The following is a 20,905-nucleotide window of genomic DNA, read 5'->3' as shown; positions in this document are numbered from 1 at the left end:
CGCCGCGCTGCTGTGGGTGCTCGTCGCGCCCGGGCGGCGGCAGGCGGCGTGGCGTGCGGCTGCGTGGCTCGCGGTGCTCGTGCCGTGCGCGATGTTCTGGGGAGGGCGCTGACATGGACGCGTCATTGCGTTCGCGCTGGCGCGCGCTGCATCGCGGCGCCGGGGCGCTGTTCGGCGTGGTGCTGTTCGTCGTGCTGTTCAGCGGCACGTGGAGCCTCGCGACCGATTCGATGCCGGGCTGGTGGCGGCCATCGTCGATCGCTGTCGCGCGGCCGTCGCTGCCGATGAACGAACTCGTCGCGCGTGCCGCGGCGCTCGGCGTGCCGTTGCGCGATGCGCGCATCGTGCTGCCGCAACCGGACGATCCGGCGATCCGCTTCTGCGATGCGCGCCAGGCATGCACGCTGGCGCTCGACCCGGCGACGGGCGAACGGCTCGCCGACGGCGGACGCGCGGCGTTGCTCGTCACGCTGCACAAGACGCTGTTCGCCGGCTTCCCCGGGCGCATCTTCGTGAGCCTGTGGGGCATCGTGCTGCTCGTGCTCATCGTCGCGGGCGTGGTCGTGCATCACCGGCGCTGGCCCGACGCGGCGCGCATCCGGCGCGGCAAAGGGTTGCGCGCCGCGCTGTTCGATCTGCACGCGTGGATCGGCCTGTGGAGTTCGCCATGGCTCGTGCTGTTCGCGTTCACCGGCGCGTTGTCGGGGCTCGGCGCGCTCGGCACGGTGTCGCTCGCGGGTGTCGCGTATCCGGGGCAGCCGCAGCGTGCGTTCGCTGAACTGCTCGGCGGGCCGCCGCCTGCCGCCGCCGGCGGCGCGTGGCAACGCGCGCCCGATCTCGATGCGTTGCTGCGGCGCGACGCGGCAAGCATGCCGGATTTCCGGCCAGAAGCGATCGTGCTGCACGGCTGGGGCGATGCGAACGCGCGCGTCGAGATTGCCGGCACGACGGCCGGCCTGCCGAGTACGGCGGTGTTCGAGCGTCACCTGTACCGCGCGGCGGACGGGCAATGGCTCGCGGATGCCACGTCGCGCGGCCGCGGCTTCTGGCTGCGCGCATTCATCGCGGTGCAGCCGCTGCACTTCGCGCAGTACGGCTGGGTGGGGGCGATGGGCGGTGTGCTGCGTGTCGTGCATTTCCTGATGGGGCTCGCCGCGTGCGCGTTGTGCGCAACCGGGCTGCATCTGTGGATCGAGCGGCGGCGCGCGCAGCAGGATCGCGCCGCGAACGTGCTGGCCGCGGTCGCGGTCGGCACCTGCGGCGGGCTCGTGCTCGCGGGCGGCGTGCTGCTGCTCGCAGGGCGTGCGTTGCCCGATGGCGTGCATGTCGACCATGTACTCGCGATGCTGTTCTGGGCCGTGTGGGGCGGCGCGGTCGCGCTTGCGGCCTGTGTGGCCGATCGCGCGGCATGGCTGCGCAGGCTGATGCGCGCGGCCGGTACCGCTTACGCGCTGGCCGGCGTGACGCACTGCGCGATCGCGCTGCTCGGCGCGGGCGAGCCCGTGTACTGGCCGATCGACGCGGCACTCGTCGCATTCGGCGCGTTGCTGCTGCGTGCCGCGCGTCGTCCACGCCGTGATGCGATGCGGCCCGCGCGCGTACCGGCCGGCGCCGAACCTTTTTAATGTCATGCAACTGGAGACTTCGATGCGCGATCTGCTCGAACATCGCCGCCTGGTCATTACGATCACGCTGCTTTACCTGTCACAGGGAATCCCGATCGGCATTGCGATGGATGCGATGCCGACCCTGCTGCGCCACGACGGCGCGCCGCTTCACGCACTGGCGTTCCTGCCGCTCGTCGGTTTGCCGTGGGTCGTGAAATTCCTGTGGGCGCCCGTCGTCGACAACCGCTGGTCGCCGCGCATCGGCCGGCGGCGCAGCTGGATGCTGCCGATGCAGACGCTCGTCGTGCTGTGCCTCGGCAGCCTCGCGCAGATCGGCATGACGGTTGCGACGGCCGGGTGGGCGGTCGGCCTGCTGGCCGTCGCGTCGCTCGCGAGCGCGACGCAGGACATCGCGAACGACGGGATGGCCGCCGAGCACTTCAGCGGCGACACGCTCGCGAAGATCAACGCGATCCAGATCGCGGGCGTGATGATCGGCTTCTTCGGCGGCGGCGCCGGCACGTTGACGCTGATCGGCCTGTTCGGCCAGCGCGCCGCGTTTCTCGCGCTGGCCGCCGTGCCGCTCGCGAGCCTGGCGTGCGTGCTGTGGGTGCTGCCGCGCGATGCGGATCGCGCACGCGTGCAAGCCGAACACAATGCGAGCCTCGTGCGTTTCGCGAAGCGGCCGCGTTCGTGGTCGCTGCTGTCGCTCGCGCTGCTGTCGGCGATGACGGCCGTATCGGGCTTCGGCCTGTCGAAGCTGTTTCTCAACGACGCGGGCTGGACGCTCGACGCGATCGGGAAACTCGGGATGGCCGGCGGCATCGTGACGGTCGTGCTCGGTTGCGGCGGCGGCGCGTGGCTCGTCCGGCGGCTCGGGTTGTGGCCGGCGTTTACGGCCGGCGTGAGCTGCGCGGGCGCGGCCGCGCTGCTGTGGTTCGCGCAGGCGAGCGGGTGGCTGCCGGTATCGTCGTCGTGGGCGTGGCTGTGCACGGTACTCGGCTCGCTGGCGACCGGAATCACGTCGGTGTCGATCATGACGGCCGGCATGCGCTTCGCGGGCGGCAGCGACCAGGCCGGCACCGACGTGACGGCCGTGCAGAGCACGCGCGACCTCGGCGAGCTGATCGCGTCGTCGACGATTTTGTCGCTCACCGCGAAGGTGGGATATACGGGCGGGTTCCTGGCCGGTGTGGCGCTGGCGGTGCTGGCCGCGTTGATCGCGATGCGGTTGCGGCGGCGGGAGGCGGCGCAGCGCGGGGTGGCGGGCGACGTGCTTGCGTAGCGGCACGTTGGCGCTGCATGACGGGTGTCGGCATCGCGCATCGACTCGGCCTGCCGCATCGGCGGACCTGCCGGCAGCGGCCGGATGCGGGGGTAAACATGTTCTTTGCGTCGTATTTCCGGCTTGATATAAGGAAGCGTTGCCGCGATCGTGAGAATCGCGCCCCGCTTCCGGGCCGGACGCGGGCAGCCACCGGAGTCCCGCGCCGATGTTGCAGAACCTCTATTCCCCGTATCTCGATTACGATTCGCTGAGTCGCGAACTGGCCGTGCCGCCCGCGAATCCGTCGGTGCCGGATTTCCCGTCCACGGTGATCCGCCAGATCGGCAACGGGCATCACTATCGCGTCGAATACGCGAACGCCTATGCGGACGGCCAGACCGAATTCCACGCGCAATCGCCGGCTTTCTGGATGACTTCCGTCGACGTCAGCTTCGCGGGCGTGGTGCGGCGGCGCACGCGCGGACAGAACACATTGCGTATCCGCGTCGGTCGTGGCGGAGCGGCGTCGTATGCGGTGGGCGGGCGCGAGATCAGCCTCGACGGCCCGTCGATGGTGCTGGTCGCCGAGCCCGATGGCATGCCGGCGGGCGACGTGACCGAGCGGGGTCATCACCAGGTGACGAGCATTTGCCTGCACCGCAGTGCGCTCAGCGCGCTCTATGCCGGCGCGGAAGAGGCGCTGCCGCTGCCGTTGCGACATTTCGTCGAGGGCACGCTGACGGAATCGTTCATGCATGCGGGGCCGATTTCACCGGCGCTGTTCGAGTGCCTGCGGGACATCGGCGACTGCTCGCTCGACGGTCGCAGCCGGTCGATCTATCTGCACGGGCGCGGCCTCGAGATCGTGGCGCGCGCGATCGATTCGGTATCCGATGCCACGCGCCACGCCGGCGACGAAGCCGGCCACGGCGAAGTGAGCCGCATGACGCGGCGTGCGGTGTCGAAAGCGCAGTCGGTGCTGGAGGAGCATTTCGCGGCGCCGCCTTCGCTCGATGTGCTGTCGCGCCAGGTCGGGCTGAGCCGTAGCAGCCTGTGCGCGGGATTTCGCACGCTGCTCGGCAAGAGCGTGCACGAATACGCGCACGAACTGCGCATGCAGCAGGCGCTGCGGCTCCTGCGCGAGCCGGGTGTGCCGGTCACCGACGTTGCGTACGCGGTGGGCTACAACCATCCGAGCAGCTTCTCCGTCGCCATCCAGAAACGCTTCGGCATGTCGCCGCGCGAGTTGCGTGCGCGCGGCGGGGCGGTCATGGCCGACCGCGTGCCGACCGTCGATTGAGCGTGGGTGCGCGCGTCAGGCGACGCACGCGCGCATGCGCAGCATGCGGCCAACCACCTGCACCACGAAATCCGGCGATTCGTACGGGAAATTGTGTCCGTCGCCCACCGGCGCGTGGATCAGTTCGCTTCGCGACGACGTCGATACATAGCGGCCGCGCGACGCGCTCATCAGCGCGAGATAGCGCTCGAAGCCGGCTTCGTCCACGCCCATGCGGCGATACAGCTTGTCTCTCTCGGTGGCCTGCTCGGGCCGCATCTCCGATGCGTCGCGCGGGGTGACGACGAACACCGGCAGGGCGCCGAGTTCGCCGTCGTGAACCAGCGTGTCGAAGCCCGCGTGCGCGCTGCGCGCGACACCCAGTTCGGCGAGGCTGGACGCGGCGCTGAACCCGGCACGCGCGTGCATCTCGATGCGCATGGCGCCCAGTGCCAGCGCTTCGGGGAGCCGGCTCTCGACGAGGTCGAGCAACCGCTTGACGGCGGGCTGACGGCGGCCCAGCACGTCGACGAGATCGATGTGGATACCGAACAGATGCAGCAGGCCGCTCAGGTTGCCGGCTACCGTCATGGCGGTGGGGCGCAGGCATGGCGGCGCGTAGTTGAAGAAGTCGGGATGGGTTGCATCGAGCAGGACGAGGCCGCAGGCGAGATGCGGATGGCGGCGCACGAGGTTGGCGACGAGCAGGCCGCCGAACGAATGGCCGACGAACACGAACGGCCCGTGTTCGCCTGCACGGTGCAATGCTTCGACCACTTCTTCCGCCTCGCGCGCGGTCGAGCGCGGATAGGGGCCGGCGTCGCTCCAGCCGCTGCCGGGCCGGTCGATCAGGATCGAGCGTGTGGTGTCGCGACAGGCCAGATGCAGGTGATGGAGGACGAGGCCGCCCATGTGCGCACCCGACATCCAGACGATCGGCGGCAGGTCGTTCGCACGGCCTTCCGCGAGGACGTGGATGCGATGGCCGCCGACATCCACGAGCGTGCCCGGCGGCGGGCAGGCCCGGCGCATGCGGGCCAGGAACGCGAGGTGATGGAGCGAGCCGGCCGCGAGCGCGATGCCGGCGACGATCAGTATGCCGCCCGACACGGGCAGGCCGGCGCGGACGAACCCGCCGCCCGCGACGCCGATCGCGAACGCGATGGGCAGGCCCGCCCAGTCGCGGCTCAGGAAGGCCGGAAGCCATTTGAACATTGGAATTCCCCGATTCCGCCAGTACATGAAGAAACGGCGACGCGTGATGGCGAGCCGTCCGATGGACTTCACACCATACCCGACGCATCGATGGTGTGCTTTCGCTGCCCGCCGGGGAACTGTCGCGTGCCTCCGCGCTTTCGTGCATCTCGACGCGGCGTGCATTCGGCGCGGGCGGCCGGCATCGGTGGTGCGTGCCGGGCACGCGAGCGACAGTCGCACGCAAAAGCATTCCGGCCGCTGGCAAAAGGATGTCGGGCGGAACGTCGTTACATTGGCGACATGCGTGCCGGCCGCCATTGTTGTCGCGGCACCCGGCGACGCCCATTTTCTTACCATGGAATCCGGCTATGCAAATCCTGAAGCACCAGCTAGACGACCTGCTTGCGAACGCCGTGACCGGTCAGGCCACGGCCGGTTATGTCGCCGGCGTCTGGCACCGGGGCGAACAGATCGAACTGGCGCGCGGCATCGCGAACCTGAACACGGGCGCGGAGATGACCGTCGATACGCGCTTGCAGATCGGTTCGGTAACCAAAGTGATGACGTCGCACCTGCTGATGCGTTACGTCGAGGCGGGGCGTATCGGCCTCGACGATCCCGTGGTCGCGCATCTGCCGTCGTTTACGCTGGTCGATCCGGCGCACGCGCAACGCCTGTGCGTGCGGCATCTGCTCAATCACACGAACGGCATCGATGCCGACAGTTTCAGCCCGATGGCCGAAGCCGGGCCGGGCGCGACCCGCGATTTCGTGGAGCGGCTGGCCGGCTTCGGGGCACTGTTCGAGCCGGGCGAGACGATCCACTATTCGAACGCCGGCTTCGTGGTTGCCGCGCGGCTGATCGAGGTGCTCGCCGGCAAGCCGTACAACCAGGTGCTCGAGGAAACGCTGTTTCGCCCATGCGGAATGAACGAATCGTGCACGTCGGCCGAGCAGGCGATCCTGCATCGTCATGCGGTGGGCGTGTTCGCGAACGCGACGGGCGGCGGGCTGCAGGCCACGCGCGCGTATCTGTTGCCGCCGTCGCTGGCGGGCGCCGGGTCGACGCCCATCTCCACGGTGCGGGACATGCTCGCGTATGGGCGCATGCATCTGGCGGGCGGCTCGATCGACGGCACGCAGGTCCTCGCGCCGGAGACGGTCGCGGCGATGCAGGCCGTGACTTTCGATGCGGGGCGCCCGTGCGTTCCGCCGATCTGCGTCGGCTGGTGGAAGGTGCCGGTGAGCGGCGTGACCGTGTACTGGCACGGCGGCACGACGTATGGCACCACGTCGAGCTTCGCGGTCTGCCCCGAGCTGGATCTCGTGATATTTACCGCCGGCACGGGCCCGGGCGCCAGCGCGCTGCACGACCAGGTATTGCTCGCGACGCTCGCGCATCTCGGGCACGAGGCCGTGATGCCGTTCCAGCGGGCCGCGTCGAGCCGGCCGGTGCCCCGCTATGCCGGCGGCTATCGGCACTATCCGATGCGCCTCGCATCGGTGGCGGGAAACGAGCGGCTGTCGGTCGAGGCGTACTGGACCGAGATGGACGCCGATAGCCGGCGGGCCATGCTGTGGCCGAGCGGTGGCGTGGAAACGGGCGACGGCGAGACCCGCTACGCGTTCGACGGCGGCTCGACCTACGTGCTCGAACTCGAGCCGCTGGCCGAAGACCTGTTCGCGCCGCCAGGCACCACCGATGCGCAGCTGTGCGGCATCAACGGACGGCTGGCGCTGGTGTCCTTCCGCGGCGACGGCGACCGGCCGCACGGCGTGCATACGCGCCTGCGCTATCTGCGCCGCGAGGGCTGACGCGCCCGCGGGCGAATACCGTTCCACTGCGACACGCGCAAGCCGACAGATCCAGTGGAACGAAATTATTTCGTCATGCAAATCGTATCGACGGCTGGCCAGCAGGCGTCGATGCGACCACGAAATCCACGCGCCCGTCCGGGCGCGTGTTGTCGACCGATATTTCAAACCCGAGCAGGAGTGACCATGCGTATCTTCGTTGCGGCGCTTGCGCACGAGACCAATTCCTTTTCCCCGATTCCAACCAGCCTGCACTCGTTCGAGGAACGCACGCTGTACCGGCCGGCCGGCGGCGTGCCCGACGGGCAGGCGGACGAACTCGTCGGCTACGGCACGTTCGTGCGCGAGGCGCGCGCACGTGGCCACGAGGTGAGCGCCTCGATCTTCGCGTTCGCCGAACCGGGCGCGCCGTGCTCGAAGCAGGACTATGAAACGCTGCGCGACGAGATCCTGGAAGGGTTGCGCGCCGCGCAGCCGGTCGACATCGTGCTGTATCTGTTGCACGGCGCGCAGATGGCGCAGGGCTACGACGATTGCGAGGGCGATCTGCTGGCGAAGACGCGCGCGCTCGTCGGCCCCGACGTCGTGATCGGTGTCGAGCTGGACCTGCATGCCAACGTCACGCGTGCGATGCTCGATCATTGCGACATCCTGCTGGCGTGCAAGCACTATCCGCACACCGACTTCGACGAACGGGCGGTCGACCTGATCGATCTCGCCGAACGCACCGCGCGTGGCGAAATCCGGCCGACGATGCACTTCGAACGCGTGCCGATGCTCGGCATGTTCTTCACGACCGAACCGCGCATGGCGCGACTCAACCAGGATGCAATGGATCGGGAAGGGCGCGACGGGGTCCTGTCGGTGTCGCTGATCCACGGATTCCCGTGGTCCGACTTTCCGGATACCGGCGCCGGGGTGCTGGTGGTGAGCGACGGCGAATCCGGCACGGCCCGCGCGCATGCCCGCGAACTGGCGCGCGGCTTCGTGGCCGTACGCGACGAGACGCATGCGCTGCGCCTGCCGATCGCACGCATTCTCGACGAGATCGAAGCGACGCCGCCCGACGCGTCGGGCCTGCCGTTCGTGATTGCCGACACGGCCGACAACCCGGGCGGCGGCGCCGGCTCCGATTCCACCTTCATCCTCGAGGCTGTCCTCGAGCGGGGCCTGCGCGATGTGGCGATCGGCATGATCTGGGATCCCGTCGCGGCGGTGTTCGCGCGCGATGCCGGCGTGGGCGCGACGATCGAGCTGCGCCTCGGCGGCAAGAGCGGCCCGCGCGCGGGCCGCCCACTCGATGTGGTGGCCCGGGTCCTCGCGGTCGAAACGGGGCTGGCGCAACACGACGACGTGTTCAAGTTTCCCGGGCCCGGCCTGGGCCTTTCCGCCGTGCTGGAGATCGACGGCGTGCGGGTGGTCGTCAACTCCGTCCGGCAGCAGACCTACAGCCCGAGCTGCTTCTTCGATCTCGGCGTTGACCTGCGCCGTTGCCGGGCCGTCGTGGTGAAGTCGACGCAGCATTTCCAGGCGCTGTTCGGCCCGCTGGCGCGCGCGATCTATTACTGCGACACGCCGGGTTCGCTGAGCCTCGATTTCAGGGTCGACGATTACGCACGCCTGACGCGCCCGATGTGGCCGTTCGACGAAATCGCGGTCTGACCCGGCCCGCATCGTCGGGCAGTCGCGCGGACGCCAGCCGAATACTTTCGGCCGTCCGCGAAAGTTTCGCCGCCGTCGAGCGGTTATCGTCTGCAGGCCGGCTCTCTCGGTCGGCCGGAAATGAGCCCGGCGTCGGCCGGGGCAGACAGGATCGTCAGCGCAGGAGGCGCAGCGTGCGTAATGAAATAACCGGTCGATCGCCGTCGTTGTCACGCGCGTGGTTCGCGCTGGCCGTGCTCGCGCTGGCCGCGATACTCGGCATCACCGACCGTCAGATGCTGACGCTCGCCGTCGAGCCGCTCAAGCGCGACCTCCAGCTCAGCGATACCAGCCTGGGCGCGATCGTCGGCTTCGGCCCGATCCTGTTCGGCGCGTTGGCATCGCCGCTGCTCGGCTGGCTCACGGACCGGGTCGACCGGCGCTGGCTGCTCGTCGCCTGCGTGCTGGTGTGGAGCGCGGGGACGGCGCTCTGCGGCCTCGTCACGCAGGGCTGGATGCTGTTCCTCTGCACGCTCACGCTCGCGGTGGGCGAGGCGGGGCTCGGGCCGGTCGTCTACAGCATGTTGCCGGACCTGTTTCCGCCTTCACTGCGCACGGCGGCGAACACGATCTTCTTCGCGGTTGCGCTGTTCGGCGCCGGGCTCGGGATCGCGGGTGCCGGCGCGATCTTCAGCGTGGCCGCGCCGCTCGCGCACACGCTGTCGATCGAACCCTGGCGGCTCGCGTTCCTGCTCGTCGCGATCCCCGGGCCGGTCGTCGCGAGCTTGTTCGCGCTGGTCGGGCATCCGCCGCGCGGCGGCACGGCCGACGCGCACGCACGCGCGCAGGAGACGCTTGCGCATTACTGGCGGCGCTCGGGACGGATGCTGACGTGCCTGGTCGTCGGCTATGCGATGGCGGCCTTCTACGTGGGCGCGATCCTGGGCTGGGCGCCGGTGTCGCTGATCCGCGACTTTCACGTCGACGTCGCCCGGTCGGGGCTGTACAGCGGCATCGCGGTGGGCGGTGGATCGGCGCTCGGCTTGCTGGTGAGCGTGCTGGCCGTGCGATGCCTGCGCGCGCGCTGGGGACGGCTGCTGCCGGTCGTGATCGGTTGCGCGATGGCGCTGCTGGCCGCGCTGTTGTTGCTGACGATGTCGTTCGCGACGAGCACGGCGATGCTGCTCGCCTGCATGATCGGCATCATCGCCGCCTATATCGCCGGCGCGGCACTGACGCCGACGCTGTTGCAGGACATCGCGCCGCCGCACTTGCGCGGGCGCGTCGTCGGCACGTCGTCGCTCGTCACGTACGCGTTTCAGGCGATGTCCGTGCCGTCCGTCGGCGCGATCTCCGATGCCCTCGACGGCACACCGTACGCATTGATCAAAGGGATCGTCTGGCTCGGCGTGCCGGCCGCTGTCTTCAGCGTGATCCTGCTGGGTCTCGTGTTGCGTACCTTCCGCACACGATTCGAACCGCCCTGCGAAGTCGGCGCGCAGGCGCTTTAACGTCGCCGCACGCAGTTCTCCTGCCATTGACGCGCCTTCCGTGCGAACGCACGCACGGAAGGCGCGCGTCGTTAACTTTCTCCCGCATCCCGTTCTGGTTGCCGCGTTGTCCGGCGGCGCGTCGCACGCGCCCAAGGTTCGTCGCGCGCGATTTGCCGCGCGTCGGCAGTCGAGGACGGTAGCCAATGTTTTTCGGCGTTTCGCAAAAGCAGCGGCCGATTTGGCTGCTTACCTTGGAGTCATTCGAGCGGGCGGTCCGTATGCAGGACTGCAGCGGAAAACGGACACGTCCGCTTACGTTCAGACAGACAAGGGGAGTCGCAGATGGCAAGCAAGAAGGGCGGAGTCGTAGCGGAATCGACGATTTTCAGGCGGACGCTGGTTGCCGTAACCGTGATGCGGATGTTTCTCGCCGCATCGGACGCGTGCGCGCAGGCCGAGCCCGCACAGCCCGGCGCCGGTACGCCGCCGCCCGCCGTCGCCGCCGAGGGCGCGGCGCCCGGTGCGGATCGTGACCGGCAGGGCGGCGCCAAAGGTCGCGTCAGCGGCGCGGCGATCACGCTCAACTCCGTCGAGGTGACGGCCAACCGGCGTCGCGAGCCTGCGCGCGAAGTGCCGATGAAGGTCGACACGCTGTCGAGCGATGCACTGCAGAAGTCGGGCGCCACGAAGCTGAGCGACTACCTGTCGACGCAGCCGGGTGTCGGCTTCGACAGCGGCGGCGGCCCCGGCCAGGGCACGATCTCGATGCGCGGCGTGACGGCCGGCAAGGACGTCGGGCCGACCGTGGGCGTGTATGTCGACGATACGCCGCTCGGCTCGAATACCGTGTCGGGCGGTGGCGCCGCGCTGGCGCTGGACATGGGGCTGCTCGACCTGAACCACATCGAGATCCTGTTCGGGCCGCAGGGGACGCTGTATGGCGCGGGCGCGATGGGCGGCCTGCTGAAATACGTGACCAACCAGCCGGATACCGAGAGCTTCTTCGGCACCGTCGGAACGAGTTTTTCGTCGACCTGGCATGGCGGCCTCAACAACACGACCAATGTCGTGCTGAACGTGCCGATGAAATCCGATGTCGCCGCACTGCGCATCGCCGCCTTCAACAACCACGACGGGGGTTACGTCGATGCGACCGGCGCGGCCGCCGGCACGCGCATCAACCGGAGCGACACCACCGGCGTGCGTGCGTCGCTGCTCGTGACGCCGACCCGCAAGCTCACGTTCCGTTTCACGGCCACGCTTCAGAACATCAACAGCAACGGCCAGAACTACGTCGACTACGGGATGGACGGCCGGCCCGCGTACGGCGCGCTGACCAAATTGCAGGATGCGCAGGAACCGTATCACCAGAGCAATCAGTTCTACACAGCGAATGCCGAATACGATTTCGGCTGGGCACGTCTCAATGCGATTTCCGCGTACCAGTCGCTGCGCACGTCCACGACGCTCGATTTCACACCGTTCTATGCGCCGATTCTTGCGGCGGGCGGCCTCGACGTCAGCACCGTCACGCCGAATTCCAGCGTCGGCACCAACAAGGTGACGCAGGAGCTGCGGCTGACTTCGCCCGGCAACCGCACGCTGGAGTGGGTCGCGGGCCTCTACTACGACCATGAGCACAGCACCACGTTGCAGGCGTATCGCGCGACAGCGGGCGGCCGCTCGCTCGGTGATCTGGAGAAGCTCGGCTATACGGGTAGCTACCAGGAGTTCGCGGCCTACGGCGACGTCACCTACAACCCCACGTCACGCATCGCGCTGACGGCCGGCATGCGCATCGCGCACAACAGCCAGGACTACCGGCAGGAGACGTCGGGCCTGCTCGTGCCGACGCCGCTGTCCGCGCCGGGCGCGTCGTCGGATACGAGCAAGACGTACATGTTCACCGCCAGCTACAAGCTCACGCCGAAAAGCAACGTCTATGCGCGCGTCGCGAGCGGCTATCGTCCGGGCGGCCCCAACAGCATGGCGGTCAGCGCGGTGACGGGGCAACTGATCGCCGGCAATCCCACCTACAAGCCCGACACGCTGTGGAACTACGAGATCGGCTACAAGGCGGATCTGCTCGACAACCGCGTCTCGGTCGCGCTGTCCGCGTACGACATCGAATGGCACGACATCCAGCAATACGGCGCGGTGGACGGCGTCGCGCAACTCGTCAACGCGGGCAATGCGCGGATCAAGGGCCTCGAGGCATCGGGCGTGGTGCGGCCGACGTCGGCGCTGTCGTTCAACGCGTCGCTCGCCGCGATCGACGCGTACCTGACGAAAGGTGCGCCGAGCGTCGGCGCGCGCGCGGGCGACCGGTTGCCGAACACGGCGAAGTTCGCGGCATCCGTGGGCGCGAGCTGGCGTTTTCCGCTCGGCCCGTGGTCGGCCACGGCCAGTGCCGCCGAGCGCTTCGTGGGCGAGCGTCATGCGAGCTTCGCGGGCGCCACGGGCTCGCCCGATTTCATCCTGCCTGCCTATGCGGTGACGGATCTCCAGTTTGGCGTGGACCTGCGGTACGCGAGCCTGTCGTTCTTCGTCAGGAACCTGTTCAATCGCGAAGGGCTGCTGTCCGCCAATACGAGCTATGTGCCGCTGGGCGGCAACGTCTGGGCATCGGTGATCCAGCCACGCACGATCGGTGTGCAACTGAGCGCGCCGTTCTGACGCGCGGACGATTCGAGGAGCTTCCATGTTTGCGCATTCCGCCCCGGCCCGCACGCTTGCCGGACAACCGCGCCCGTTCCGGCAAGCCAGCCGCCATCCCGTGCGCCGCTACGGCGGTATCGCGGCCGTCCTGCTGCTGCATGCGGCGCTGATCTACGCGCTGCTGAACGGTCTCGCCAATCGCGTGACGCAGATCGTCCAGCATCCGGTCGACGTGCGAATCATCGAGCCGGTCAAGCCGCCGCCGCCCCCTCCGCCACCGCCGAAGCCGATCGTGAAGGCGTTGCCGTCGAAGGTTGCGCCGCCGGCACGGATGTTCGTGCCGCCGCCGGAGGTGCCGGTTCAGGCGTCGTCGCAGTCGACGCTGGCGCACACGAGCGCACCCGTGGTCTCCGCGCCGGCACCGGCCGCACCGGCGGCACCCGCGGCGCCGAGCCACGAAGTGGGCGTCGTATGCCCGAATTCGGAGCAGGTGCGCGCGTCGCTGCGCTATCCGCGTGAAGCACTGGAAAACAACATCGTCGGCAACGTGCTGGTGGAGTTCGTCGTCGATGTCGACGGTCGCGTGTCGGGCGAACGCATCGCGCAGTCCGCCGACCCGATCCTCGATCGGGCGGCGCTCGCGGCGGTGAGGCGATTCAGCTGTATTTCGCAGGGGCAGGCGGTGCGCGTGCAGGTGCCGTTCTCGTTCAACCTGAACTGAGCGGTGCGCCGCCAGAAAACCGGCCGCTAGCGTGCCGGATGCCTAATCAGATCGATCAATGGAGCAGACATGACGAAGCAAGTAATCGCCGCTTTCGCGGCCAGCATGATGATTGCCGGTGGCACGGCAGGGATTCTCGTCGCGCCGCAGGACGCGCGGGCGGAGACAGGCACGGTGGCCGCACCGGTCGCGAGCGCGGTCGGCGTGACGCCGGCGGCGTCGGCCGTCGCCGGTGCCGCACCGCAGGCGGCGCCCGCCACATCGAACGCCACATCGAACGCCGCAACCAATCCCTACGGTCTCGATGCGTTGTGGCGCGGCGGCGACTTCGTTGCGCGTTTCGTGCTGATCCTGCTGGTCGTGATGTCGATGGGCAGCTGGTACATCATGGTGACGAAGTTCTTCGAGCAGTATCGCGCGAACCGGCGTGCGACGCGGGCGGACGCGCAGCTCTGGACCGCACCGTCACTGGTGGAGGGCGTGCAGCAACTCGATGCGTCGTCGCCGTTCCGCTTCATTGCCGAGACGGCGATCGAGGCCGGCGCGCATCACGACGAGGTGCTGCTCGAAGCCGTCGACCGCAATACGTGGATCGACACGTCGGTCGAGCGGGCGGTGACCAACGTGTCGAACCGCCTGCAGGACGGCCTCGCGTTTCTCGGCACGGTGGGGTCGACTGCGCCGTTCGTCGGCCTGTTCGGCACGGTGTGGGGCATCTACCATGCGCTGACCGCGATCGGCGTCGCGGGCCAGGCATCGATCGACAAGGTCGCGGGGCCGGTGGGCGAGGCGCTCATCATGACGGCGATCGGCCTGGCTGTGGCGGTACCCGCCGTGCTCGGTTACAACTTCCTGGTGCGTCGTAACAAGGCCGTGATGGAGCGGGTGCGTGCATTCGGCGCGCAGCTTCACGTCGTGGTGCTGGCTAGCGGCAAACGGCCCGAGCGCAACGGTGCGCGCGTACCGTCGCTGGTCGACTGAGCGGGAGGCGGCCATGGGCATCAGTGTCCGTCAGGACGATGACGACGAGGTCATCGCGCAGATCAACACGACGCCGCTCGTCGACGTGATGTTGGTACTGCTCATCATTTTTCTGATCACGATTCCGGTGGTGACGCACACGATTCCGGTGGATCTGCCGAAGGAAACCGTACAGCCGTTGCAGAGCAAGCCCGCGAGCATCGAAATTGCGGTCGATCGTCACGGCGCGTTCTTCTGGAACGCGATGCCGGTCGATGCGCCGACGCTGCTCGCGCGCCTGAAGGGCGTGGCGGGGCAGACGCCGCAGCCGGACGTGCATGTGCGCGGCGACGAAAGCACGCGTTATGAATTCGTCGGGCGCGTGATCGTGGCGTGCGAACGGGCGGGCATCGAGAAGGTGTCGTTCATCACGGAGCCGCCCGCGCGCGGCAGCTAGGAGACAGTCATGGGCATGAACGTTTCGTCGGGCAACGAGCCGGATGTGATGGTGGACATCAACACGACGCCGCTGATCGACGTGATGCTGGTCTTGCTGATCATGTTGATCATCACCATTCCGATCCAGATGCATGCGGTCAGGATGAATCTGCCGGTCGGCGACGCGCCGCCGGCCGCGAAGCCGGAGATCGTGCAGATCGACGTGGCTGCCGACGGCGCGACGTCGTGGAACGGCACGCGCCTGCCCGATCGTGCGGCGCTCGAAGCGAAGCTCGCGCAGGTCGCGGCCGAACCGGTGCAGGCCGAGATCCGGCTCAGGCCGGACCGGCAGGCGCCGTATCGCGACGTTGCCGCCGTGCTGGCGTCCGCGCAGCGCCTGGGGGCGACGAAGATCGGCTTGATGGGTAACGAGCAGTACATGGAGTAGGTGCGCGGCGCGATCGGGGCGGCGTGCGTGCGAGGACCGATGCAATCGCTTTGGGGGCGGGGAGACGTTTGCGAAGGCCGGTGCTCGCGGCGCACGACGTTCTCGTCCGCAACGCGGTGTTTCGCGCGATCGACGGCGATGGAAATCGAGGTGTTCGAGAACGGATACGGCTGGAGTCGACGTCGCGACTGCGTCGGTTTCCCGCTGGAGCAAGTCCTGCGGAATCTATTGCGTGTCCGGCGAACGGGAGTGTGCAGCGGAACGCTGCGGAAGGGATGGCGCGTGGCCGGCCCGTACTTTACGGGCTGGAGCGCTTTTTTGGTGCCGACGGCGAGACTCGAACTCGCACAGCTTTCGCCACTACCCCCTCAAGATAGCGTGTCTACCAATTTCACCACGTCGGCACTGCAAGGGGCGCAATTCTAGCGTGACGTTGCGCGTTTGTGAAGGGGGTGTGACACATTGAAGGGATTCACGCAGGCGATCCCGGTAGAATTCGGGCGATCGACCCGACGATCGTCGCAACCGCCACCCGTTTTCTCCGCGTGACAAACACCCTCGACCAACTGCAGGCCGGCCAGCTCGCCGGCGCACGGCAACTCAAGCTCGCGTGCGGGTTGACGGCATTCCCGCGCGAGATCTTCGATCTTGCCGACACGCTCGAAGTGCTCGACCTGACCGGCAATGCGCTCTCCGCGCTACCGGACGATCTGCCGCGGCTGCACCGCCTGCGCATCCTGTTCGCGTCCGGCAACCGCTTCACCGCCTTCCCCGACGTGCTCGGCGCGTGCGGGCAGCTCGACATGATCGGCTTCAAGGCGAACCGGATTCAGACGGTGCCGAGCGGGTCGCTGCCGCCCGCGCTGCGCTGGCTGATCCTCACCGACAACGCCATCGACGCACTGCCGGCCGACATCGGCGCTTGCTCGCGGCTGCAGAAGCTGATGCTCGCGGGCAACCGGTTGCGCACGCTGCCGGCGGAAATGGCCGCATGCCGCGCGCTCGAACTGGTGCGGCTGTCCGCGAACCGGCTGGACGCACTGCCCGACTGGCTGCTGCGCCTGCCGCGACTCGCGTGGCTCGCCGCCGCCGGCAACCCGTTCGGCGCCGCGCCGGAAGCCGCGGCGTCGGCTGGTGACGAGGTCGCGGACATCGACTGGGCGTCGCTGTCATGCGAGCAGAAGCTGGGCGAGGGCGCGTCGGGCGTCATTTATCGCGCGCAGTGGCATGCGGATGGGCGTCCGCCACGGGCGGTCGCGGTCAAGCTGTTCAAGGGCGCGGTGACGAGCGACGGCCTGCCCGATTGCGAAATGGCCGCGTGCCTGCACGCCGGCCGCCATCCGGGCATGATCCCGGTGATCGGCAAGGTGAGCGGGCATCCCGACGGCACGCACGGCCTCGTGATGGAACTGGTCGATCCCGCGCTCACCAATCTCGCCGGACCGCCGAGCTTCGCGACCTGCACGCGCGACGTGTATGCGGCCGACGCGCGATTCGAACCGGCCGCAGCCGTGCGGATCGCGCAGGGCATCGCGTCGGCGGCGGGCCATCTGCACGCCCGCGGCATCATGCATGGCGACCTGTACGCGCACAACATCCTGCACGATGGCGAAGGCGGTGCGCTGCTCGGGGATTTCGGCGCGGCGTCGCTCTACGATACGAACGATCGCACGCGTGCTACGGCGTTCGAACGGCTCGAGGTGCGGGCGTTCGGCTATCTGCTTGGCGAGCTGCTCGAGCGATGCGAACCGCGCACCTGGGCCGGCAGGCGCGCGCTCGATGCGCTCGCCGTGGCCTGCCTGAGTGAAGACGTCGATGCGCGACCGTCGTTCGGCGAGATCGCGGCCGAGCTGGCCGCACGCACGCGCTGACGGGCACGCGCTCGCTTACGCCTGCCGTGCAGTCAGCAGCTTGATCCCGAGCCCGACGAACAGCAGCCCGCTCGCGCGCTTGAGCGCACGCACCGTGCGGCTCATGCCGAAGCCGCGATGGAGCCGGCGCACGCCGGCCGAGTAGACGCTGTGAACGACCACGACGGTACACGCGATCGTCGCGTACATCACGACGAACTGCAGCGCGAGCGGGCGGTCGTGCACGACGAACTGCGGCATGAACGCCGACAGGAAGATCATCGTCTTCGGATTGCTGCCCGATACGAACAGCGCCTCGCGGAACAGTTTCCGGCGGTCGGGCACGGCGATCTCCGCCGCCCCGGTCGAAGCGGCGGCCTTGCGGTCGCCGCGCAGTTGCCGGACACCGAGGAAGACCAGGTACGCGGCGCCGACCACCTTCATCGCGACGAACAGCGGCGGCATCGCGGCCAGCACCGCGCCGACGCCGAGCGCGACGAGCACCACGACCACACCTTGCGCGACGAGGTTGCCCGCGATCGTCGCGGCCGTGCCATGCGTGCCGTAGCGCACCGTGTTGCGGATGACGAGCAGCACGTTGGGCCCCGGCGACAGCGTCGTGGCGAGATAGGCTGCGGCAAACAGCATCCAGGTCTGAATGGACATGCGGCGCTCCGAGAGGCGGTTCCGGCGGGCGGGATGAAGCGATGATGCCACGCCAATAATTGGCGCAGGCTGGCGCCGGAACCGCGCCGTCGCGCGCGTCAGCTTGCGTCGCGCATGCAGTACGCGGGGATCGACGGCGGCGTATCGATCGCGGCGGGCCGCGTCATCCATGCGATCCACCCGGCCCATAACCCGCAGACGATCATCACGGCGACGTTCAGCGGCGTCCGGTAGCGGACGATCAGGTCGGCCAGCGGCAGGCGGTGTTTCATGTGCGTCTCCTTCGATCGGGGGCGGGGGGCGTTACTGGCCGGCGTAGGTCGGCGCCTTGGCGTCGCAGGTCACGGACACGGTCGAGCCGTCGGCGAAATGCAGCCGGAACGGCACCTTCGCACCGGGCGCGACCGCCTGGCGCGGTTGCTCCAGCATCACGTGATAGCTCTTCGGCTTGAAGGTCACCGTACCGTGCGCGGGCACTTCGACGGCATCGACGTGAACCATCTTCGCGGTGCTGCCGCTCGTTTGCGTTTCATGCAGCATCGCCATCCCGTACGCGGGCGAGTCGAGGCCCGTCAGCGTGACGGGTGCATCGCCGTCGTTCTTCAGCGTGAAGTAGCCGGACGACGGCACGGCCGCCGGCATTGCGCGGATCCAGCAGTTTTCCGCCTGCACGGCCGGCGCGGCGAACGTGGCGTGGGCGTGCAGCGCGAGCAGGGCGAACAGCAGGCCGGTCGGAATCGAGCGTTTCATGGTTGGTTCTCCTTATGGGTGGATGCAGAAGGTAACGGGGCGACGCGACCGGCGCGAAACGCCGATGCGCGTCGCGAACCTCATTTCAGCGTGAATGCGTAGTGGCCTTGCGTGCGATGGCCGTCGCTGGCCACCGCAATCCACGCGACGGTATACGTGCCGGCCGTCAGGCTGGTCAACGCGACCTGCATGCGTTTCCGGTTGCCGGCATCGACGGACGATTTCCCGGCGACGACCGACTGCCCGTGGCTGTCGGTGACGGCGATCGAGCTGAAAGCGGGCTCGAGCGCTTCGCTGAAACCGATCGTGACCGCGTGCGGTGCGGTCGACAGTGTGGCGTCGGCGGCCGGTTCCTGCGCCTTCGGGAGCGCGTGTGCGTGGGCGGCCTGGATGATGACGAAACCGAGTGCGGCGAGTATGCCGCGAATGAAAGGCGTGGTTTTCATGGGTGAGTGGGCGAGTGGCGAATCGGATGGCGCAACACGGATTCGACGGACGGATGCATCGGCACCCGCGCAGCAGCACCGATGGCGGCCGATGCCGGCGCGAACGTGCGCGACCGGACGTTCGCTCGCAAGCGAATGTCGGCGCGACGGTACGAACCGGGAGCAGCCAGCCGCAAGCACGGCGTAACGCCGCGCGCAAACCGGTGACACATGATCGTCCTTCGAAACGTGACACGTCGCGCACGCCGGCGGCGTGCGCGGACCACGCGATGCGTCATGGCATCACGGGCGTTGACGACGAATCAGGACGCGATCGGCGGGGCGCGCGGCTGCGCGGCCGTGAGCGGCAGCGCGCGGCGCAGGCTTTCGAAGCGGGTCGCTTCGCGATGCTGAATGACGTGCACGTTGGCCGCGAACGTCAGTTCGGGCGCGGGCAGTGCGGGTGTATGGGCAAGCAGGCTGCAATAGCCGCATGCCTGGAGGTGGGCCTGCAGGCGCTTTTCCGACGAATCGGTGGCGCGCTCGCCGGTGGCCGGCGCGGCCGTGCAGTAGCCGGCCAGCAGCGTATCGACGCGCTGCTGCGTCGTCAGTGCCTGCGAGATCGTCGGCGCGAGCGCCGTCATCAGGATGGCGAGCATCCCGATCAGACTGCCGATCTTCCGGAGGCGACGACTCAGCATGCGATGCGCGGCGATGGTTGGGCGACGATGGAGCGGATTATGCCACGCACGTCGATTCGCAGGTCGGCACGGACCTGCGGCGTGGCGGCGCGCTACGCGTGCTTCGCCAGGTATTTCGTGATCAACGTCATCTGCGCGGCCCAGCCCTGGTCGTTCATCTCGCGCGCCTTCGCGCGGCGCGCTTCGATCAACTGATCGAAGCCCGTTTCGGTGACCGTGAGCAGCGTGCCGCCGGCCTGTGCGGCGAGCGCGAACGTGACGAGCGTCATCGGCTCGGCCGAGTAATCGAAGTTCGGGTCGATCGCGAACGGATGCCAGCGAAACGAGAACAGTTGCTTCGGCTCGACGCGGTCGACGACGATTTCGAACACAGTGCCCGCGTAGGGCTCTTGCGCCTTGGCGACGTCGTCGTCGACGCGGGTCGGCGTAATGCGGCCGAACAGCGGCTGGCCGGCCGCGAACGGCCCGTCGAACGTGACGCCGAACCACTGGCCGAATTCGCCGGAATTGCTGACGGCTTCCCACACGCGGTCGGGCGATGCGTTGAGCCGGGCCTGTTTTTCGATGCGATCGGTTTGCTGGGTCATGACGTTCTCCACTCAGGATCAACCTTTGCTGGACGGCACGCGCGATCCGCGCGCCGCGTCTAGTCGAGCATGACGGCGTCGGGCACGTCGAGCACGAGGTCCGACGTCGCGACGGCCACGCACGGCAGCGTATAGCCGTCGGCCTTTTCCTCGCGGCTCAGCCCCGGCCATTCGATCGTGTAGCGTACGCTGCCGCTGACGATCCGGCAAAGGCAGCTTCGACACGTGCCGTTGCGGCACGAACGCGGCAGCGACACGTGCGCGAACGCGGCGGCTTCGAGCAGCGTGAGCGAATCGGGTGCATCGAAGGTCGCGCCGAGCGGCTCGATGCGCACGAGGGGGAGGGATTCCGGATCGGTCATGGCGGAGGCAGAGGCGGGCGGCGGTTCGGCGACAACGCGCC

20 protein-coding genes and 1 tRNA gene are annotated in these 20,905 nt (G+C 68.5%); 12 read left to right on the top strand and 9 right to left on the bottom strand.

Annotated features, from left to right (window positions below; all coding sequences use genetic code 11):
- Positions 1-113 precede the first annotated feature (113 nt).
- The 3 genes from G3O00_RS17015 (at position 114) to G3O00_RS17005 (ending at position 4,174) form a co-directional block, all read left to right on the top strand.
- Positions 114-1,625: a PepSY-associated TM helix domain-containing protein gene (locus G3O00_RS17015; protein WP_206143696.1), complete on the top strand. Its 1,512-nt coding sequence runs from the start codon at positions 114-116 to the stop codon at positions 1,623-1,625.
- A 22-nt stretch (positions 1,626-1,647) separates the two neighbouring features.
- The gene (locus G3O00_RS17010; protein ID WP_206143695.1) at positions 1,648-2,892 is read left to right on the top strand and encodes a RhtX/FptX family siderophore transporter; all 1,245 of its coding nucleotides are present in this window, start codon (positions 1,648-1,650) and stop codon (positions 2,890-2,892) included.
- A gap of 208 nt (positions 2,893-3,100) precedes the next feature.
- A complete protein-coding gene (locus G3O00_RS17005) occupies positions 3,101-4,174 on the top strand; it encodes an AraC family transcriptional regulator (protein ID WP_206143694.1) in 1,074 nt (357 codons plus the stop codon).
- Positions 4,175-4,189: 15 nt separating this feature from the next.
- Here G3O00_RS17005 and G3O00_RS17000 read toward each other — a convergent pair whose 3' ends face one another.
- Positions 4,190-5,368 carry an alpha/beta fold hydrolase gene (locus tag G3O00_RS17000; RefSeq protein WP_206143693.1) on the bottom strand — a complete coding sequence of 393 codons (1,179 nt, stop codon included), beginning with the start codon at positions 5,366-5,368 and terminating at the stop codon, positions 4,190-4,192.
- A 350-nt stretch (positions 5,369-5,718) separates the two neighbouring features.
- Here G3O00_RS17000 and G3O00_RS16995 point away from each other — a divergent pair, with 350 nt between their 5' ends.
- From G3O00_RS16995 to G3O00_RS16960, 8 genes are all read left to right on the top strand, one after another.
- Complete coding sequence (locus G3O00_RS16995; protein ID WP_206143692.1) at positions 5,719-7,164, top strand: serine hydrolase domain-containing protein; 1,446 nt, start codon at positions 5,719-5,721, stop codon at positions 7,162-7,164.
- Between the two features lie 186 nt (positions 7,165-7,350).
- On the top strand, positions 7,351-8,826 hold the full coding sequence (locus G3O00_RS16990) for a M81 family metallopeptidase (protein WP_206143691.1): 1,476 nt from the start codon (positions 7,351-7,353) through the stop codon (positions 8,824-8,826).
- Between the two features lie 173 nt (positions 8,827-8,999).
- Positions 9,000-10,316: an MFS transporter gene (locus G3O00_RS16985; RefSeq protein WP_206143690.1), complete on the top strand. Its 1,317-nt coding sequence runs from the start codon at positions 9,000-9,002 to the stop codon at positions 10,314-10,316.
- Between the two features lie 324 nt (positions 10,317-10,640).
- On the top strand, positions 10,641-12,974 hold the full coding sequence (locus G3O00_RS16980) for a TonB-dependent receptor (protein ID WP_206143689.1): 2,334 nt from the start codon (positions 10,641-10,643) through the stop codon (positions 12,972-12,974).
- Positions 12,975-12,999: 25 nt separating this feature from the next.
- Entirely contained in the window at positions 13,000-13,677 is a 678-nt protein-coding gene (locus tag G3O00_RS16975; RefSeq protein WP_011354295.1) for an energy transducer TonB, read from the top strand.
- Between the two features lie 69 nt (positions 13,678-13,746).
- The gene (locus G3O00_RS16970; RefSeq protein WP_206143688.1) at positions 13,747-14,658 is read left to right on the top strand and encodes a MotA/TolQ/ExbB proton channel family protein; all 912 of its coding nucleotides are present in this window, start codon (positions 13,747-13,749) and stop codon (positions 14,656-14,658) included.
- A gap of 13 nt (positions 14,659-14,671) precedes the next feature.
- Complete coding sequence (locus tag G3O00_RS16965; RefSeq protein ID WP_011354297.1) at positions 14,672-15,094, top strand: biopolymer transporter ExbD; 423 nt, start codon at positions 14,672-14,674, stop codon at positions 15,092-15,094.
- A gap of 9 nt (positions 15,095-15,103) precedes the next feature.
- A complete protein-coding gene (locus tag G3O00_RS16960; protein WP_206143687.1) occupies positions 15,104-15,523 on the top strand; it encodes a biopolymer transporter ExbD in 420 nt (139 codons plus the stop codon).
- Positions 15,524-15,842: 319 nt separating this feature from the next.
- On the opposite strand, the gene G3O00_RS16955 is transcribed toward G3O00_RS16960, so the two are convergent.
- Positions 15,843-15,927, bottom strand: a tRNA-Leu gene (locus G3O00_RS16955).
- Between the two features lie 141 nt (positions 15,928-16,068).
- On the opposite strand from G3O00_RS16955, the gene G3O00_RS16950 reads away from it, so the two are divergent.
- The gene (locus G3O00_RS16950; protein WP_206143686.1) at positions 16,069-17,394 is read left to right on the top strand and encodes a leucine-rich repeat-containing protein kinase family protein; all 1,326 of its coding nucleotides are present in this window, start codon (positions 16,069-16,071) and stop codon (positions 17,392-17,394) included.
- Between the two features lie 15 nt (positions 17,395-17,409).
- On the opposite strand, the gene G3O00_RS16945 is transcribed toward G3O00_RS16950, so the two are convergent.
- From G3O00_RS16945 to G3O00_RS16915, 7 genes are all read right to left on the bottom strand, one after another.
- Positions 17,410-18,039 (bottom strand): LysE family translocator, encoded by a 630-nt coding sequence (locus tag G3O00_RS16945; protein ID WP_011354300.1) that lies wholly within the window; start codon positions 18,037-18,039, stop codon positions 17,410-17,412.
- Positions 18,040-18,137: 98 nt separating this feature from the next.
- Positions 18,138-18,311 (bottom strand): hypothetical protein, encoded by a 174-nt coding sequence (locus G3O00_RS16940; RefSeq protein WP_167316034.1) that lies wholly within the window; start codon positions 18,309-18,311, stop codon positions 18,138-18,140.
- Between the two features lie 31 nt (positions 18,312-18,342).
- Positions 18,343-18,789, bottom strand: coding sequence for a copper chaperone PCu(A)C (locus tag G3O00_RS16935; protein ID WP_206143685.1), 447 nt, complete (start codon positions 18,787-18,789; stop codon positions 18,343-18,345).
- A gap of 80 nt (positions 18,790-18,869) precedes the next feature.
- Positions 18,870-19,235, bottom strand: coding sequence for a copper homeostasis periplasmic binding protein CopC (gene copC / locus G3O00_RS16930; protein WP_206143684.1), 366 nt, complete (start codon positions 19,233-19,235; stop codon positions 18,870-18,872).
- A 302-nt stretch (positions 19,236-19,537) separates the two neighbouring features.
- Entirely contained in the window at positions 19,538-19,915 is a 378-nt protein-coding gene (locus G3O00_RS16925) for a DUF2946 domain-containing protein (protein WP_174931373.1), read from the bottom strand.
- 92 nt (positions 19,916-20,007) lie between these two features.
- Positions 20,008-20,502 (bottom strand): SRPBCC family protein, encoded by a 495-nt coding sequence (locus tag G3O00_RS16920; protein WP_011354304.1) that lies wholly within the window; start codon positions 20,500-20,502, stop codon positions 20,008-20,010.
- A gap of 59 nt (positions 20,503-20,561) precedes the next feature.
- On the bottom strand, positions 20,562-20,864 hold the full coding sequence (locus G3O00_RS16915; RefSeq protein WP_206143683.1) for a 2Fe-2S iron-sulfur cluster-binding protein: 303 nt from the start codon (positions 20,862-20,864) through the stop codon (positions 20,562-20,564).
- Positions 20,865-20,905: the final 41 nt, after the last annotated feature.

The organism is Burkholderia sp. Ac-20384 (genome assembly GCF_017104605.1).
Lineage (GTDB): Bacteria > Pseudomonadota > Gammaproteobacteria > Burkholderiales > Burkholderiaceae > Burkholderia > Burkholderia lata.
Note: the sequence above shows the minus strand (reverse complement) of the source record. Positions and strands in the feature narration are given on the sequence as shown.